Below are 15029 nucleotides of genomic sequence, written 5' to 3'. Positions count from 1 at the left end.
CAAAGCCCATCACTTCGCACCATCTGACGACCTCCAGCCATCAGGAAGGGCGCGCGGCTCCCGGCGCGAGAAGCCGACCTGTGGCCCCGGCCTGGCGCGGTCTCACGTCCTGCTCTGCAGCGTGCACCGTCTATGCCAGGCCCGTTTGCGACAGGCGGGAGAACAGTACGTTGCCGAGGAGGCACGTTCGACGCCAACGGTCCAGGACGCCCCGCACTCCGGGCACCTGGATGTCCAGCCCGCCGCCACCGCCTCGGTCCTCGCCTTTGCCCGCCGCATCCGCCGCCAGTGCCGCGACCGGCACACCGAAGAACAGAACACCGCCGCCGGCATCGCCGACGGCATCAGCGGACCACCGCACCCCCGGCACAACCGCGGCCCCCTGTCGCCGTCCGTGACGGTGAACAGTCGCAGCCGGGGCATCCCGTTGCTGGCCATGCAGCCACCGTAGGGCGCAGGCCGGATCTCCGGCCAGCCGTCGCCTCGCGGCGGTCAGCAATAAGGGGGCTGGTTGGTCAGGGACGCAGCCACTCGCATCCACACGCCGAACAGTCGGTAGAGGCTGGGCAGAGTGCCCTGCGCCTGAACGGTCCGACTGTCTGCCGAGGTGACGCCTGGAATTCCCAGGAGCGTCGAGGCCACCGAAGCCGACTGCCACCGGACCGTGAGGGTGGCCTGGGCCGCCGCGACGGCTGGAGCCTTCGGCGGTACGGAGAGACTCTCGGCGACCGCCTTTTCGATGGCCGCACGTGCTTCTTCCGCCGGGCGTAGATCTGCCGTGAACCGGTCCCGCGCATACTTCACGGCCACGGTCGTCACCGAGGCGTCCCATTCCGTCATCTCCGCGCAGGCGCAGTCGTCACCGGTGAGGACCGTCACCGGCACACCGATGGCAGCCGCGGTGGCATGGGCCAGACCGATCTCACCCACAGGCCGGCCGTCCAGCCACATGTCTTCGATCTCGTGCCCCATGAAGCTGTGGCTCAGCACGCCGAGCGCACCGGCCCGTGAGTGGTAGCCGACGAAGACCGCAGCGTCGTACTTGGGAGCGAGTCCTTCGAGCATGCCCATCTGCTTGGGCTTGCCGCGAATGAGGCGCGCCGCTGGATGCAGCGACTCGGGTAGGAGGTTGCGCATCGGGCCGTGCGCGTCGTTGACGGTGATGCCGGTGGCACCGGCTGCGAGAGCACCGCGGATCGCAGCGTTGGCGTCCTCCGCCATCATCAGCCGTCCACGCTCATAGTCCCGGCCGCCAGGCTGGACATCGTCGGCATCTACCAGCCCGGTGATGCCTTCCATGTCCACACTGATGTAGATCCGCACTGCGCAGTCTCCTCAAGCTTGATCGTTTGAGGAGACGTTCGCCGTTCTTGCTCTGGTTCCTTCACCAGCTCACATTCATTCAATTTCCGCCTGGACGAGCACGCTCGTCAGCTCAACCGGACGGCGTGACCGGGGACCGCAGGCCGAGCCACTGCTCGGCGTCCCAGGCATGGAACCGCTCTACCTCGGTGAACCCCAGCTTTGCCGCGAGGCGCATCGAAGCGACGTTGGCGGTCTGGGTGTGGAGCACGACCGGCTCGCCGGGAAGGACGCCGTCGAACCAGTCGAGTGCCGCCGCGCAGGCCTCGGCGGCGTACCCGAATCCCCACGCTCGCTGCAGGAACAGGTAGCCGAGATCGACCTTCCCTGCAGCAGCCGGGCGACCATGCTTCGGTGCTCTCCTGAGCAGGATCTGGCCGATCATCGCCCCATCGAGATCAACGACGAAACTCCCGGGCCACCGCTCGGGCACCTCGGGCATCTCGCGCTCAAGCTCGTCACGCGGGCGAGGCCCGCCTAGGTAGGTGTGCACCTCTGGTGACGCCAGCAGTTCGATGAACGCCGCACGGTCGCATACCTCTGGCTCACGGATCACGAGCCTCTCGGTCCTGATCGAGGCAGGTGGCCAAGCGACGGGTCCAAGATCAGTCATGGCGGGCAACCTATCGCATGCCCGTGGAGTGATCCGAATGAAAATACAAGGCTTAAGCCCCGGACCTGCAACAAAGCACTGTCCACTTTGTCATGCAAGGCTCAGGCAAAGCACCGGGCAAGGCGAAGCGCACCGCCGACGCCGTGCAGCGCGCCCTGGAGGCGTCCGGGGAGGTCGTCGTCGGCAACGTCTCCGTCGTGCCGAACCGGCGCGACGGCGGCGCCCGGGTCTTCATGGAGGTGCTGCTCCTGGAGGCGCCGGCCGCACCCGGCGGCGACGATCAGGAGGTGAAATCGCGGTCCTGGGCACCGGACTGGTGGTGGGGTCGCCGGCTCGGGAGATACTGACCGGGTGCGCCAGGCATTCGTCCACGACGCGGTCGTCCTCATGGCGGAGGACGATGATGTACGCGCCCCGGGAGCCGCTGTCACCGTCGCCCTGTGCGGGCACTGGGAGCACGAGCCGCCGTGCCCCCTCGCGCCCCATCACACCACCGCGGAGCGCGACGGCGACGAGGTCCGGCTACGGATACTCTTCGCCGCCGACCCCGCGGCCGAGGCCGAGGTCCGCCGCCGGATCGAGGAGGCGCTGTCCCGGGCCCGCCTCGACGGCCCGGACGGTGTGACCACGCGCTGGGAGTTCCGCGGCGCGCGGCCGGGCCTCGTCCGGGACGAGGAGGCCGAGCACGCCCGGCGGCTCCTGGAGAACTGAGCGGCTCCGACGTCAGCGGGGCAGGCGCGGTGGCCGGAAGCCGGCACCGACATCCCGGCCCCGGTGTCCTCGCCTCCCCCGCGAGCCCCGTCACCGGCTGAACGCGAACAACACGCAGTCCGTGCTGTCGACCGTACGGTCCCCGTAGGCGAGGTAGACCGTGTCGGAGTCGATGACCGGCTGAGTGCTGCCGTAGCTGCTGGACGGCGGGGTGACGAGCACCTGCTCCGACCAGGCGATGTCGCCGGTGCGCAGGTTCAGGGCGGTGACGCCGCGGCTGGTGCCCGCGTACACGGTCTCCCCGTCGTGCGCGACCCGGCTGGAGACGTCCGCGGACACGTCCTGCTGCCAGATCCGCTCGCCGTCGGCCGCGCCGAACGCGTGCAGGGTGCCCCGGTTGTCCGTGACGAGCAGTTGTCCCCCGGCCAGGGTCGGCCCGACCTGCACCAGGCTGTCGAAGGTGACGGTCCAGCGTTTCTCGCCCGTCCACGCCGTGAGGGCGACGAGCTGACCGCCGTACGAGGACTCGTCGGTGCCGTGTCCGACGGTGAAGTACACCTGGTCGGAGTCGGCGGCGGCACCGGAGACGAAGCCCTTGGTCCGGTGGGTCCACTGCGGTGTCCCCTTGGCGGGGTCCAGGGCGATCAGGCCGTCCTGCTGGGTGGAGAGGTAGAGCAGGTTGTTCGCCGCGACGACCTCGTGCAGCAGGCCGGCGATCTTCTGGGCGAAGTTCCGCCGCCCGGTGGCGAGTTCGGTCCGGTAGAGCCAGCCGCTGCTCGTCACGGCGTAGATCATGTCGTGGGGACCCGCCGTCTGGAACCAGGGCCAGCCGTTCGTCTCCAGCGTCCAGCGGGTGACTCCACGGCCGTCGACGGCGACGAGCACACCCTCGTCCTGGCCACGGCTCAGGGAGACAAGCGCGTGTCCTTTCACGACAGTTGCCCGGGTGAGGCTGCCGCGCAGATCCGTCGTCCACCGCACCGAACCGTCGTCGGGGCGCAGCCCCAGGACCCGTCCGTCCTGGAGGGCGACGAAGACGACCCCGTCCCCCATGGCCGGAACGGCGGCCGCCGAGAAGGGCGGCGCCATCGTCTGTCGCCCGGCTCCGGGTCGGCGGAGCCGCCGCCTCCCGGTACGCCCAGGCCCTTCAGCAGGAACCCTGCGGTGCTGCCCGCCGCGACCAGACCCGTGCCGACCAGCAGGCGCCGCCTGGTGGGGCTGAGCGGCGGCTTGGGGGCCACGAGGGAGGACGGGAGTGCGTCGGCAAGGCCGTGCGCCCGGTTGACGACGAACGAGATCCTCCCGCCCAGCTTGTTGTTCGACTGCCAGGGCGACGGCAGCGGCGTTCCCTCGGTCTCGGCCGCCAGCCACTCGAAGACCGTGTTCATGCTGAGCACGGGGCCCTCGCCGGAGATGCCGCTCTCGTGCAGTCTCAGCAGAAGGCCGGTGAAGCCGGTGTACGTGTGCCCTCGGGGGGCGAGCGCCATGGTGGTCGGGCCCGCCGCACCGAGCACATAGCTGCCTGCGAAGGCGGCCAGACCGCCCAACGACTCGGAGCCGCCCAGCCCTTCCGCGCGCCCGGCGAAGCAGCAGTCGAGGATCACCACCTTGCGTCGGGCCTTCACGCCCGTCAGGGTGCGTTTCACCGACGCGTACGGAAGGCAGTGGTGCGGATCCGGGTCCTTCTTGGCCGACCTCGGCAGGGCGAGGAGCAGTTGGTCGTCCGCCTTGCCGTCGATCAGGCCGTGCCCGGCGTAGTAGAAGACGACCGTGTCCGGGGCCGTGGCCGCGCGCTTCAGCTCGTCGAGGACGACATCGTCGCTGGGCGGGTTGAGCAGGACGGTGCAGTGTGCCTGCGGCAGTCGCCACGGACCGTGGGTGAACGCCTTCTTCAGTCCCTCCAGGTTGTTTCTCGACCGCGGGCAGGTTGCCGAGCGATGTGGTGTGCCGGGAGGTGCCCACGAGGAGCACTCTGGAGCGGCCGGGGTCCGACAGGAGCGGTCCTTCGTCGGTCACGGCTCTTCCGGCTGTCCCGCCGTGCCGTCGCCGCCGCGCAGGAGTGCGACGATCTCCTCGGCGGAGAGTTCCGAGCCGGGCGGGACGGTCACCACCACTCCGCGCGCCTCGATCCTCAGCGTGCCGCCTTCGTCCTCCGCCCGCCGGGCGGGCGGGCTGTTCCTGATCGCCACGATCAGACTCGTCAGGGACAGCGCGTTGGTGACTACGGCGTTGACGACCTCGAACACGCTTCCCTGCCACTCGGGTTCCGTGTCCGCGGCGACGAGGGAGATCTCCACCTCGCCCGTCAGGTCGTCGTCACGGGCGAGCCAGCGGTACAGGGCCGCGAGCGCCGAGTCGTCGTCGCCGTCGCTGTCGCCGTCGAAGCCGATCCGAATGTCCAAGTCCCCCTCCATGGGCACATTGTGGCCAAAGAGCCGGAGGACCGTGGCACAAAGCGACGGTTTTGATACCGAACGATCGGAGAGATCGTGAGGCGATCTCACGCCCCCCCGCGCCCGCCGCTCACGGGCGGGCGCGGGCGGGCGGGCGCGGGCCTGCTTGACTCTTCGTCAAGAAGTGGATTGCGAGCGGGAGTTGTAGCGTGGGTCGTCCGCAGCGCCGCCGCGTCCGCTCCCGCGGGCAGGTCGATCGTCGCGGACTTGGGCGGCCGACGGCCCTCGGTGAGCCAGTCCTCCAGTGCGGTGAACGCCGTACGGTGGCACGGTGTGAGGGGGCGGAGCCGGTCCGGGAACATGTCGACCAGGGCGTCCGTGTGAGTGCCGCCCTCGATCCGGTAGTAGCGGTGCAGCGGACCGCGGCCCGACTCGCGCACCATACGGGCGTAGACGTCGGAGTCCTGGCTGATCGGGAGCAGGACGTCCAGGGTGCCGTGCACGGTGATCAGCGGCTTGCCGATCCGTCCGGTCAGGGCGATCTTCCGGACGGCCTGCCGGACCTCGGCAGGACGGGCCGCGTAGTCGTAGTCGGCGTCACAGGCCGGGGTCCCGCTCGTGCAGTACGGGGTGCCCGCCTCGGTCGTCCCGTCAAAGCCGGGGTCGATCTCCTCACGGTAGATGCGCTGGGTCAGGTCCCAGTAGACCTTGTGGTGGAACGGCCACAGGAACTCCGACCCGGCCGGGAAGCCCGCGGCGTGCAGGGCGTCCCGCGCCTGGCCGGCGTCCTCGCCGCCGGCGGCGTAGCTGGGGTAGGCGCGCAGTGCGGGAGGCAGGAAGTTCAGGAGGGTGGGCCCGTCGGCGCGCCAGAGGGTGCCCTCCCAGTCGACTCCCCCGTCGTAGAGCTCGGGGTGGTTCTCCAACTGCCAGCGCACCAGGTATCCGCCGTTGGACATGCCCGTCACCAGAGTGCGCGACGGCGGGCGGTGGTAGCGCCGGGCGACCGTGACGCGGGCGGCGCGGGTGAGCTGGGTGAGACGGTCGTTCCATTCCGCGATGGCGTCGCCCGGCAGCCTCGCCGTCCCGGTGGAAGGCGAGGCCGGTGTTGCCTACGACCACACGGTCGCCGGACGGGCCTACCAGAGCGGCGGCTACACCTACGCCCAGGGCTCCGGCCAGGCGATGGGACTGTGGAACACGTTCACCACGCACACCCTGAAGCAGACCGCGCCCGGCTACTACGTCGTGGCGGACAACGGCTGCCCGGCCTGAGGTTCAGATCGCCAATTCCGCACGCGACCGGAGGTATCGGCCCGACCGAGCGCGGTGACGGCATTAATTCAGTGGGGCGTCCGCCCGCTTGTGTCCTACGGTTTGAAACAGCTCAGGTGCGCAGGCAACGGGTACTTCGAATTCGGATCGAGTGGTCGCAGGTTCGAGTCCTGCCACCGGTTTCGGCCGGTGTAGCTCAGTTGGCAGAGCGCTGTGTGCCGTCGCCGATTTGATCTCTGAGCTCACAACTTCACAGCACCTCCCGGTGCGCGGGCCGCGGCTACTTCCTCTTCGAAAGCACACCGCTGCCCATTCTGATCTCGGGAGGCACGACGCCGGGGCGCCCGGTGCGCAGGCAGCGGATACTTCTCCTGCCAAGAGAGTGACGCGGGTTCGAATCCCGCCGCCATCCTGGTGATGGTGTCGTCCAGCGGCCCAGGACACTTGTGTGACCGCCGCCGTTCGGAACTCGGGCGCCCTCGCGTCGTCGTCTCCCTCCTTTGTGGGGGGTCTTCCTTTTCATGTCCCGTTTCAACCGCCGCGCGTCCCGCCCGGCCGCCCAGGGTCCGGTCACCACTACCGGCGAGCGCACCGCCACCTACGAGGGCGGGGCCGCCTTCGCGCGCGACGCGCGGAGCGACCTTTTCCTGCTCGCCGTCGTCAACATGGTCGGCCAGGACACCTTCTACGAGAAGGCAGGCGCCCGGGACGACCGTTTCCGTCAGCTCGTACGGCAGCTTGCCGTGGAGGACCCGGAGTGGACGGCGGGTCTGCTGGGCTGGCTGCGCGGCTCGGCCAACATGCGCAGTGCGGCGGTGGCCGGTGCGGCCGAGTTCGTGAAGGCCCGTATCGACGCGGGACTTGACGGTCACTCGCGCCAGGTCGTGGCCTCGGTGCTCCAGCGGCCCGACGAGCCGGGCGAGTTGCTCGGGTACTGGGCGCAGTCGTACGGGCGCCGACTGCCCAAGCCGGTCAAGCGCGGCCTCGCCGACGCCGTGCGGCGCATGTACAACGGCAAGGCGCTGCTGAAGTACGACACCGCCTCCAAGGGATACCGCTTCGGCGATGTCCTCAACCTCGTGCACGCCGCGCCCGACCCCGAGAAGCCGTGGCAGGGCGAGCTGTTCCGGTACGCCCTCGACCGCCGCCACCACCCCGACACCGCGGTCGCGCCCGCCTCCGACCGGACGCTGACCGCGCATCGGGAGCTGATGGCGCTGCCCGCCGCCGAGCGGCGCGCGGTCGTCACCGGGCCCGACGGCGCGGAGCGGCTGAAGGCGGCCGGTATGACGTGGGAGGCGCTGGCCGGATGGCTCCAGGGCCCGATGGACGCCGCCTCGTGGGAGGCCGTCATCCCGTCGATGGGCCTGATGGCCCTCACCCGGAACCTGCGGAACTTCGACGAGGCGGGTGTCTCGGACGCCGTGGCCGCCCAGGTCGCTGCGCGGCTGGCCGACCCGGTGGAGGTACGCCGGTCGCGGCAGTTCCCGTACCGGTTGCTGTCCGCCTACCGGGCGGCGCCGTCGCTGCGCTGGGGCCACGCCCTGGAGCGGGCGCTGGCCGCGTCCACGGCGAACATCCCGGCGCTGCCCGGCCGCACCCTCGTCCTGGTCGACACCTCGGCGTCCATGCGCGGCCCGGTGTCGGCACGCAGCCAGATCCGGCACGTCGATGTCGGGGCCCTGTTCGCGGTGGCCCTGGCCGCGCGTGGCTGCGAGGTCGACCTGGTGGGCTTCGCGGACGGCACCTTCCGCCACGCGCTCGCCCGCGGCGGCTCGGTCCTGCGGCAGACGGACGAGTTCTGCGCGCGGATCGGCGAGGTCGGCCACGGCACGGAGACGGTGGCCGCGCTGAAGGGTACGTACGACCGACACGACCGCGTGGTGATCGTCTCCGACATGCAGGCCTTCGCCTACCCGGGCTACGGGGTGCGGGGTCTGTCGGTGTCGGAGGCGGTCCCCGCCGGCGTCCCGCTGTTCGGCCTCGACACGACCGGCTACGGCCCGGCCTCGATCGACACGGGCAAGCCGAACCGCTACGAGGTCGGAGGCTTCTCCGACCAGTTGTTCACCCTGGTCGACCTGCTGTCGCGGGGGCGGGACGCGGGCTGGCCGTGGGAGGGGTAGGGCCCCTGTCCGGCCCTGCCCGTCGCCGCCCGGGGCGGGCGGGAACGGGTCGGACGGGACCTGGGCGGGAAGGCGCGGCGAGGTCCGCCTTCCCGCCGTCCGGCCCTCGGGCGGTTTAGCGTGCGGTCATGGCACTCGGCCTGCTCCTCGCACTCTGCGCCTGCGTCCTGATGGGAACGGCGACCGTCTTCCAGGCCCTCGGCGCCCGAGCCGTGGCCGCCCGCGGCCCGGGAGCGGCGGTGCGGGCCACATGGCAGTGGCCGTTCCTCGTCGGGATCGTTCTCGACACCCTGGGCTTCGCGGCCGAGTTGCTCTCGCTGCACTCGGTTCCGCTCTTTCTGGTCGAGGCGGCGGTCGCCGGGTCCCTGGCCGTGACGGCGGTGGTCGCGGCCGCCATGCTGCACGTGAGGCTGCGGCGGGCGGAGTGGGTGGCGGTGGCCGCGGTGTGCTGCGGGCTCGCGCTGATGGCGGTGGCGGCAGGCCGGGAGAGGGGCGGGGACGGCGACGGCACCCTGCGCCTCGCCGTGCTGGCGGGCTCGGTCGCGCTGGCGGTCCTGGGCCGGCTGATCAGCGCCCGCTTCGGCGGCGAACGCCATCGTGCCGCCGTACTGGGCGGTTTGGCGGGACTCAGTTTCGGACTGGTCGCCATCGCCGCGCGGCTGCTGCCGGGCATGGCCGTGCCGGGCGTCTTCACCGATCCGGCCGCGTACGCCGTGGTCTGCTCCGGCATCACCGGCTATCTGCTGCTGATCGAAGCGCTCCAGGTGGGCGCGGTGACCGCCGCCACCGCGGCGATGGTCATCGGTGAGACCGTCGGTCCCGCGATCTTCGGTGTCATCTGGCTGGGCGACACCACCCGCCATGGCCTCGCGCCCGTCGCGGTGGCCGGTTTCGCCCTGTCCCTGACTGGGGCGTTGGCGCTGGCGCGCTTCGGGGAGGCGGAGCAGCCGGTGTCGTAGGGGCTGCAGGGGTGATGTTCCCGGCTGCGGGCCGGCGGGAGCTGGTCGCGCGGTTTCCCGCGCCCCCGAGAAGCGGCGGGGGTGCCGCCCCAGGGGCGCGGGGACCTGGCCGGCGGTGATGCCCTGGTGTCCTGGTGTCAGCCGAAGTCGGGGATCGGGTGGTCCGGGGCGAGGGCCGCGGCGATGCGCTGGGCGATGGTGTGCGCGGAATGGCCGTCCGCGGCGTTCGGGCCCTGCGTCGTCGAGACCGCGATGGCGAGGCGCTCGGACGGGAGGTAGTCCATCGAGGCGGAGTAGCCGAAGAAGAGCGGGTGCTGGGCGATCCAGTCGTCCAGGACGACCACGCCCATGCCGTAGTGGGTGGCTTCGGTCTGCGCGACGCAGGCCGTCGCCGGGCACTTGTCGGTGGGGTGGCCGAGGCCCACCGTGCCCGGGTTCAGCAGCTCACGGTAGGAGGACCGGGAGAGGAGTTCGCCCGAGCCGATGGCCGAGGCCGAGCGGGCCAGGTCGCAGATGTCGGTGGTCTGCACGGCACCGGGCGCGGTGGTCCACGAGGGGTTCCAGAAGGTGGACTCCTCGTACGTCCCGCGGTCGGCGGTGAAAGCGTGCAGGACGGGCGTCGGAATGTCGGGGGTGAAGCTGTTGCGGGTCTCCCGCAGGCCGAGCGGGCCCATGATCTGGCGCCTGAGCAGGATGTCCAGGCGGGTGCCGGTGATCTTCTCCAGGGCGGCGCCGAGGAGGACGAAGTTGGCGTGCGAGTAGTTCCAGTTGGTGCCGGGGTCGTACCACGGCTGCCGGCTGGTCGAGATGGCGACGAGCTCCTGGGGCGTCCACTGCCGGAACGGGTTCTCGACGACGGCCCGCTGGAAGCCGGGCGATTTGACGTAGTCGTGCAGGCCGGTGGTGGAGGAGGCCAGCATGCGCAGGGTGATGCGTTCCGCGTCCGGGAGGTCGGGCAGCCAGCTCGAGACGGGGTCGTCGAGGCCGGCCTTGCCCTGGTCGACCAGTCGCAGGAGTGCCGTGCCCAGGTAGCTGATCGCGATGTTGCCGTTCCGGAAGTGCATCGCGGGATCGGCCGGCACTCCCGTCATCGACTCGCCGAGCGCGGTGGTGAGGACGTCACGGCCGTCGACGGTGACCCTCAGGATCACGGACTTGAGGTCCATCTCCGCCTTGGCCTGCTCGGCGAGACGCAGGATGTCGGCGGCCGGGCCGCCCTCGGGTACGTACCGGGAGCTGACGCAGGGCCGGTGGTGGGCGCCGCCCGGGCCCGCCGTGCTGCCGACGGCCGCGGCCGGGGTGCCGACGGCCGCGGCCGGGGTGCCGACGGCCGCGGCCGGGGTGCCGACGGCGATGAACGCGGTGAGTGCGGTGACCGCGGCGAGGCGCGGCCGTGACGTGGAACGGGCTGGTCTCATGGCCGGAGTATTGGCCGGGCGCGGCTGCCCGGCGGCCCGCGGACGGCCGACCCGCGCGAAACATCACCCGTCAGGCCCGCGCGGGTGAGGACCGGTCGGTGAGGGCCGGACAGGCGGGGCGGCCGTCCGGCCACGCGCTCCCGGCCCCCGGGACCTGGCGCCCACACCGTGCGCCCCACCGGCCCCCGTCGCAGGCTGGCCCCATGGCTACCGAACATCCCGTCACCGTGTACCCGCCCTCCGCGGACGGGGGCCGACGCGTCCGAATAGGCGGTCGATTCGTCGGCATCGCATACGGCGTCCTGGACGTCGCCGCCTTTCTCCAGGAGGCCGGGCTGCAGGACTGGGACGAGATGGACGTCGTACGGTCCGAGCTCATCGAATGGCGCGGCGGCGGCCCGGACGCGTGGGAGGTCTGACGCACGGATCCGGTTCCGAAGGGGCCGGCCACCTACCCGTCCGCCGTGGGGCTCAGCCCTGGTCCCCCGCCGGTTTCCGGCCCCAGACCGTGAGCATCCCGGCCGACAGCGCGGCGCATTCCACGGAGCCCAGGTAGAGGATCCCCGCGTCGATCGCCGCGTCGTCGACCAGGCCGGTGGCGAGCATCGCCCCCCTGCCGCGCTCCCAGGTGTCCGCCCAGAAGCGGCTGATGGGACTGCCCGGCACCAGCGGCGGCACATGGATCTCCGCGGCGACGGGCCGCAGCCCGGCCTCGCGCAGCAGGTCCGGGTAGGCGGGCACCCAGGAGACGTCGGTGCCGATGGAGTCCGCCAGGCCCCGCCACATCGCCCGCATCACCTCGGTGTACGGCGTGGTCGGCGTACGGTCGCTCGTCAGGTCGACCGCGTCGCTGAGCACCAGCACACCGCCGGGCTCGACCAGGTCCGCCAGCGCGCTGATGAGGCGTTCGCGCTCGGGCAGGTGCATCAGTACGAAACGGGCGTGGACGAGCCGGAAGTGCCCGGAGACGACGAGGCCGGGGGCGGTGATGTCCCCCTCCAGCACATCGAGCCCGGGTGTGGGCCGCTCGGTGAGGAATCGTACGTCGCGGTCCACGGCGAGCACGCTCTCCACCCCGGCCTCCTCCAGCAGCCGCCGGGAGACCGTGCCCGTGCCCGCTCCCACATCGAGGCAGCGCCATCCCGGGCCGACCCCGAGCTCCCGCAGCCGCGCCATGGTGATGTCGTCGTAGGCGAGGGCTCCGAAGTCGACGCGCTCGTCCTCGCCCGCCTGTTCGGGACGGAAGACGGCCTCGCCGTAGCGGCCGCCGTCCGGCGCGTCCCCGTGCGGTGCGGTCGTCATGACGCCGCCGACGTGGCGTCGAGGGTTTCACCGGACCCGAAGTCCGGGCAGGGCGGGGCGTCGAACGGTTTCATGACCGGACCTCTTCACGCGGTGGAGTGATGCCGGGCGGCCCATTTCCCGGCCGCCGCCCCACCGATCCTCCACGGGCCGCCCCCCACCCGGCCGAGGCGCGCCGCGCCTGAGCCGATCGGCCCAAGCGCACACGAGGCATCGTCCCCGGCAGGCATCCGCGCGACCGGATCACAGGGCGGTGTTCCGCCACTCACTCGTTCGGCCGCTCGGCGCTGATGTTGCTCATCGACGCGCCTCCTCCTCGGTGAACACGTCCAGGTAGGCCGCGCAGAATGCCTTCAGGTCGTCCGGCTTGCGGCTGGTGACGAGCTTGTTCGGGCCGTGGTCACAGATCTTCACCTGTTCGTCGACCCAGGTGCCGCCCGCGTTGCGCACGTCGGTCCGCAGGCTGGGCCACGAGGTCAGCACCCGGCCCCGCACCACATCGGCCTCGACCAGCGTCCACGGTGCGTGGCAGATCGCGGCGACCGGACGGCCCTGCTCGAAGAAGGAGCTGACGAACGCGACGGCCTTGTCGTCCATCCGCAGGAAGTCCGGGTTGGCGACGCCGCCCGGCAGCACCAGTCCGCCGAAGGAGTCGGCGGAGGTCTGGCCGACGACCTCGTCGACCGGGAAGGTGTCCGCCCTGTCGAGGTGGTGGAAGGCCTGGACCTCGCCCGACCTGGTCGACACCAGTACCGGTTCGTGCCCGGCGTCCACGGCCGCTTGCCAGGGCTCGGTCAGTTCCATCTGTTCGACGCCCTCGGGCGCCATCAGAAAGGCGATACGCATGATCGGTCGGCTCTCCTCTCTTTCCTGGCTCCGCGGGGACCAGGTCTTCCCTGGTTCCGCGGGGACCAGGTCCTTCCTGGCTCCGCGGGGACCAGGTCTTCCTTGGCTCCGCAGGGACCGGATCCTTCCTGGCTCCGCGGGGACCGGGCGATCTCGCCCCCGGGGGTGTCGGCGCCCGTCGGCCGACAGTGATCGCAGCCACGCGGCGGGCGCAGCGGGTCTCCGCGCGTCGGCACGGCACTCTCACCGCACCCGCGTGGGGCCGGGTACCCCCGAAGCCCGGCTTCCCAACGGCCGGATCGCGGACCGGGCGCGGAACGGCACGCGTGCAGCGCGCCGTATGGGTACTCGCCGGGCGAGCACGGACGAGGCCGACCGCCGGCGGCGCCGGGTGAGGGGTGAGGCGGCGTCCCGCGCGCCGGTGGACCGTTTCCCGACACCGAGGCGGCGGGGCTGGAGGCACGGTCGGGCCCGTCCTGTCTCCGACGCGGGTCAGGGGCTGACGGTCCGGGCGGGTATCGACGCCCAGGCCCTGGACGTGGGCTGCCACGGGCCGGCCGGGACGGACCGGTCCGCCCGGCGAAGGGAATCCCTCCGAGACGAATGTGTGCGACCACATCCGCCGGCGGCTGCGCGAGTGGGACGTGACGCACCTTCGCCTGCCCGAGGCGGGTCGGCCGCGCCAAGCGTGGTCACCCCGGCCGTCGTGGCAGTTCCCGCACCACGAACTACTGTGCCTGCGCGCCGCGTTGGGCGAGGGCCTGCCAGCGCCGTTCGAAGTCGGGGGTCTCCTCGGCGATGTACTCGTCCGTGACGGGCCGGTTGTACTGGGCCGTGATGCCGAGCAGCGCGCAGGACCGGGCCACGCTCTGGGGCGAGGGCTCGGCGGTGCGCGTGCGCTCGGCGGCCCATACGCCGTAGACCCGCCAACGCAGGTAGTGGCGGCGCAGGTTGGACGTGCCGATGGGCCTGCCGCCCCGTCCCAGAAGGCCCTTGGTGGCGAGCAGCGCGGAGAGTTCCTCGCCGCTGGGCTCGGCTCCGGTCTCGTCCCGGTACTCGGCCCAGGCCAGGTAGTAGCGGTCGGAGGCGGTCAGTTCCACTCCGCCGGCCGCCGGGGTCGCGGCGTCCGGTCCGTCCCCGGCGGCGGGGGCTCCGGCGGTGGCCGCGGATTCGGTCGGGCCGGCGGGCTCGCGCGCCTCGGCTTCGTCGGCACGGGCGCCGTCGGCCTGCTCGCGTTGCACGATGTCGGCGAAGTAGTCGGCGATGTCGTCGCCGGTGATGGGGTGGCCGCCGACGCCCGTGATGCCGTCGCGGCGGTACACGTACGCGGCGAGCTCGTACGGGTCGGGGGACATTCCCGTCTCCCGGGCGTAGGCGCGCCACGCTTCCTGGAAGTAGTCGAACCACTCGTCGGTGGGCTCGGGTTCGGCGGTCGCGAGCGGCGTCTCGTCGGCGGGCGCGTAGCGTTCCTTGAGGGCCCTGAGCAGCGGCTGCACCTGCTCGTCGGCGAGCGGCGCGCCGGCCGCGGTGGAGATGCCGTAGGTGTCGCGGAGCCAGAACGCCCACTGTGCGGCGGTGGGTTCGATCTTGAACTGGTCCAGGAAGGCGGTGTACGCGTCGGCGAAGCGCTCGATGCTGTCGTCCGTCGTCGCGAGGGCGGTACGCGGACGCGAGGCGTCCGGGGCCGCGGCGACCGCGAGTTGTGGCTCCGGGCCGGCCGTCACGGGCGCGGGGCCGGCCGTCGTGGGTGCGAGCCGTGGCGTGGCACCCTCGGGGAGGGCTTCGTGGCGGCCGGGCGGCAGTATCTGCTCGGCCGTGTGCTGGACGGTGCGGTCGTCGAGGCCGGCGGCGGCGAGGCCTGCGGGGGCGGTCTCGGCGAGGGGGACGCCGTAGCGGGCCAGGCGCAGGGGCATCAGGGATTCGACGGGGGCTTTGCGGCGCCAGGCGCGGCCGTAGCGGGAGCGCAGCCGGGTCTGGTAGACGAGGCGTTCCTGTTCGAGCTTGATGACCTGGTCGTAGGAGCGCAG

The 15029-nt window shown here is 71.8% G+C and carries 13 protein-coding genes, 1 tRNA gene and 4 pseudogenes; 8 read left to right on the top strand and 10 right to left on the bottom strand.

Annotated elements, in window-relative coordinates; translation table 11 throughout:
- Positions 1-145: 145 nt before the first annotated feature.
- Positions 146-451, top strand: coding sequence for a hypothetical protein (locus ABZZ79_RS35570; protein WP_356696076.1), 306 nt, complete (start codon positions 146-148; stop codon positions 449-451).
- A gap of 41 nt (positions 452-492) precedes the next feature.
- Here the strand turns inward: ABZZ79_RS35570 and ABZZ79_RS35565 are convergent, their stop codons facing one another.
- A complete protein-coding gene (locus ABZZ79_RS35565; RefSeq protein WP_356696074.1) occupies positions 493-1323 on the bottom strand; it encodes a M55 family metallopeptidase in 831 nt (276 codons plus the stop codon).
- A 112-nt stretch (positions 1324-1435) separates the two neighbouring features.
- Entirely contained in the window at positions 1436-1975 is a 540-nt protein-coding gene (locus ABZZ79_RS35560; protein ID WP_356696072.1) for a GNAT family N-acetyltransferase, read from the bottom strand.
- A gap of 92 nt (positions 1976-2067) precedes the next feature.
- Here ABZZ79_RS35560 and ABZZ79_RS35555 point away from each other — a divergent pair, with 92 nt between their 5' ends.
- Positions 2068-2322, top strand: a complete 255-nt coding sequence (locus ABZZ79_RS35555; RefSeq protein ID WP_356696070.1) for a hypothetical protein — start codon at positions 2068-2070, stop codon at positions 2320-2322.
- A 4-nt stretch (positions 2323-2326) separates the two neighbouring features.
- On the top strand, positions 2327-2686 hold the full coding sequence (locus ABZZ79_RS35550; protein ID WP_356696068.1) for a hypothetical protein: 360 nt from the start codon (positions 2327-2329) through the stop codon (positions 2684-2686).
- A 90-nt stretch (positions 2687-2776) separates the two neighbouring features.
- Here ABZZ79_RS35550 and ABZZ79_RS35545 read toward each other — a convergent pair whose 3' ends face one another.
- The 4 genes and pseudogenes from ABZZ79_RS35545 to ABZZ79_RS35530 form a co-directional block, all read right to left on the bottom strand.
- Positions 2777-3739 carry a PQQ-binding-like beta-propeller repeat protein gene (locus tag ABZZ79_RS35545; RefSeq protein ID WP_356696066.1) on the bottom strand — a complete coding sequence of 321 codons (963 nt, stop codon included), beginning with the start codon at positions 3737-3739 and terminating at the stop codon, positions 2777-2779.
- A gap of 530 nt (positions 3740-4269) precedes the next feature.
- Positions 4270-4602: pseudogene (locus ABZZ79_RS35540) on the bottom strand (caspase family protein); the annotation flags it as partial.
- A 96-nt stretch (positions 4603-4698) separates the two neighbouring features.
- Positions 4699-5100, bottom strand: coding sequence for a hypothetical protein (locus ABZZ79_RS35535; protein WP_356696064.1), 402 nt, complete (start codon positions 5098-5100; stop codon positions 4699-4701).
- Positions 5101-5315: 215 nt separating this feature from the next.
- Positions 5316-6189 (bottom strand): annotated as a pseudogene (locus ABZZ79_RS35530) (3-hydroxybutyrate oligomer hydrolase family protein); the annotation flags it as partial.
- 15 nt (positions 6190-6204) lie between these two features.
- Between ABZZ79_RS35530 and ABZZ79_RS35525 the strand changes: the two are divergent.
- The 4 genes and pseudogenes from ABZZ79_RS35525 to ABZZ79_RS35510 form a co-directional block, all read left to right on the top strand.
- A pseudogene (locus ABZZ79_RS35525) lies at positions 6205-6351 on the top strand (esterase); the annotation flags it as partial.
- 109 nt (positions 6352-6460) lie between these two features.
- Positions 6461-6526: transfer RNA gene (locus tag ABZZ79_RS35520), tRNA-Arg, on the top strand.
- A 346-nt stretch (positions 6527-6872) separates the two neighbouring features.
- Positions 6873-8477 carry a TROVE domain-containing protein gene (locus ABZZ79_RS35515; protein WP_356696062.1) on the top strand — a complete coding sequence of 535 codons (1605 nt, stop codon included), beginning with the start codon at positions 6873-6875 and terminating at the stop codon, positions 8475-8477.
- Positions 8478-8605: 128 nt separating this feature from the next.
- Positions 8606-9436, top strand: a complete 831-nt coding sequence (locus ABZZ79_RS35510) for a hypothetical protein (protein WP_356696060.1) — start codon at positions 8606-8608, stop codon at positions 9434-9436.
- A gap of 137 nt (positions 9437-9573) precedes the next feature.
- Here ABZZ79_RS35510 and ABZZ79_RS35505 read toward each other — a convergent pair whose 3' ends face one another.
- Positions 9574-10854, bottom strand: coding sequence for a serine hydrolase domain-containing protein (locus tag ABZZ79_RS35505; protein WP_356696058.1), 1281 nt, complete (start codon positions 10852-10854; stop codon positions 9574-9576).
- 203 nt (positions 10855-11057) lie between these two features.
- On the opposite strand from ABZZ79_RS35505, the gene ABZZ79_RS35500 reads away from it, so the two are divergent.
- Entirely contained in the window at positions 11058-11273 is a 216-nt protein-coding gene (locus ABZZ79_RS35500; RefSeq protein ID WP_356696056.1) for a hypothetical protein, read from the top strand.
- A gap of 52 nt (positions 11274-11325) precedes the next feature.
- Here ABZZ79_RS35500 and ABZZ79_RS35495 read toward each other — a convergent pair whose 3' ends face one another.
- The 3 genes and pseudogenes from ABZZ79_RS35495 to ABZZ79_RS35485 form a co-directional block, all read right to left on the bottom strand.
- On the bottom strand, positions 11326-12156 hold the full coding sequence (locus ABZZ79_RS35495; protein ID WP_356696054.1) for a class I SAM-dependent methyltransferase: 831 nt from the start codon (positions 12154-12156) through the stop codon (positions 11326-11328).
- A 297-nt stretch (positions 12157-12453) separates the two neighbouring features.
- Positions 12454-13002, bottom strand: a complete 549-nt coding sequence (locus ABZZ79_RS35490) for a type 1 glutamine amidotransferase domain-containing protein (RefSeq protein WP_356696052.1) — start codon at positions 13000-13002, stop codon at positions 12454-12456.
- A 728-nt stretch (positions 13003-13730) separates the two neighbouring features.
- Positions 13731-15029: pseudogene (locus ABZZ79_RS35485) on the bottom strand (hypothetical protein); the annotation flags it as partial.

Source organism: Streptomyces sp. NPDC006458 (assembly GCF_040612135.1).
GTDB lineage: Bacteria > Actinomycetota > Actinomycetes > Streptomycetales > Streptomycetaceae > Streptomyces.
The sequence above is the reverse complement of the archived record's forward strand: the minus strand, read 5'-3'. Positions and strand labels throughout refer to the sequence as shown.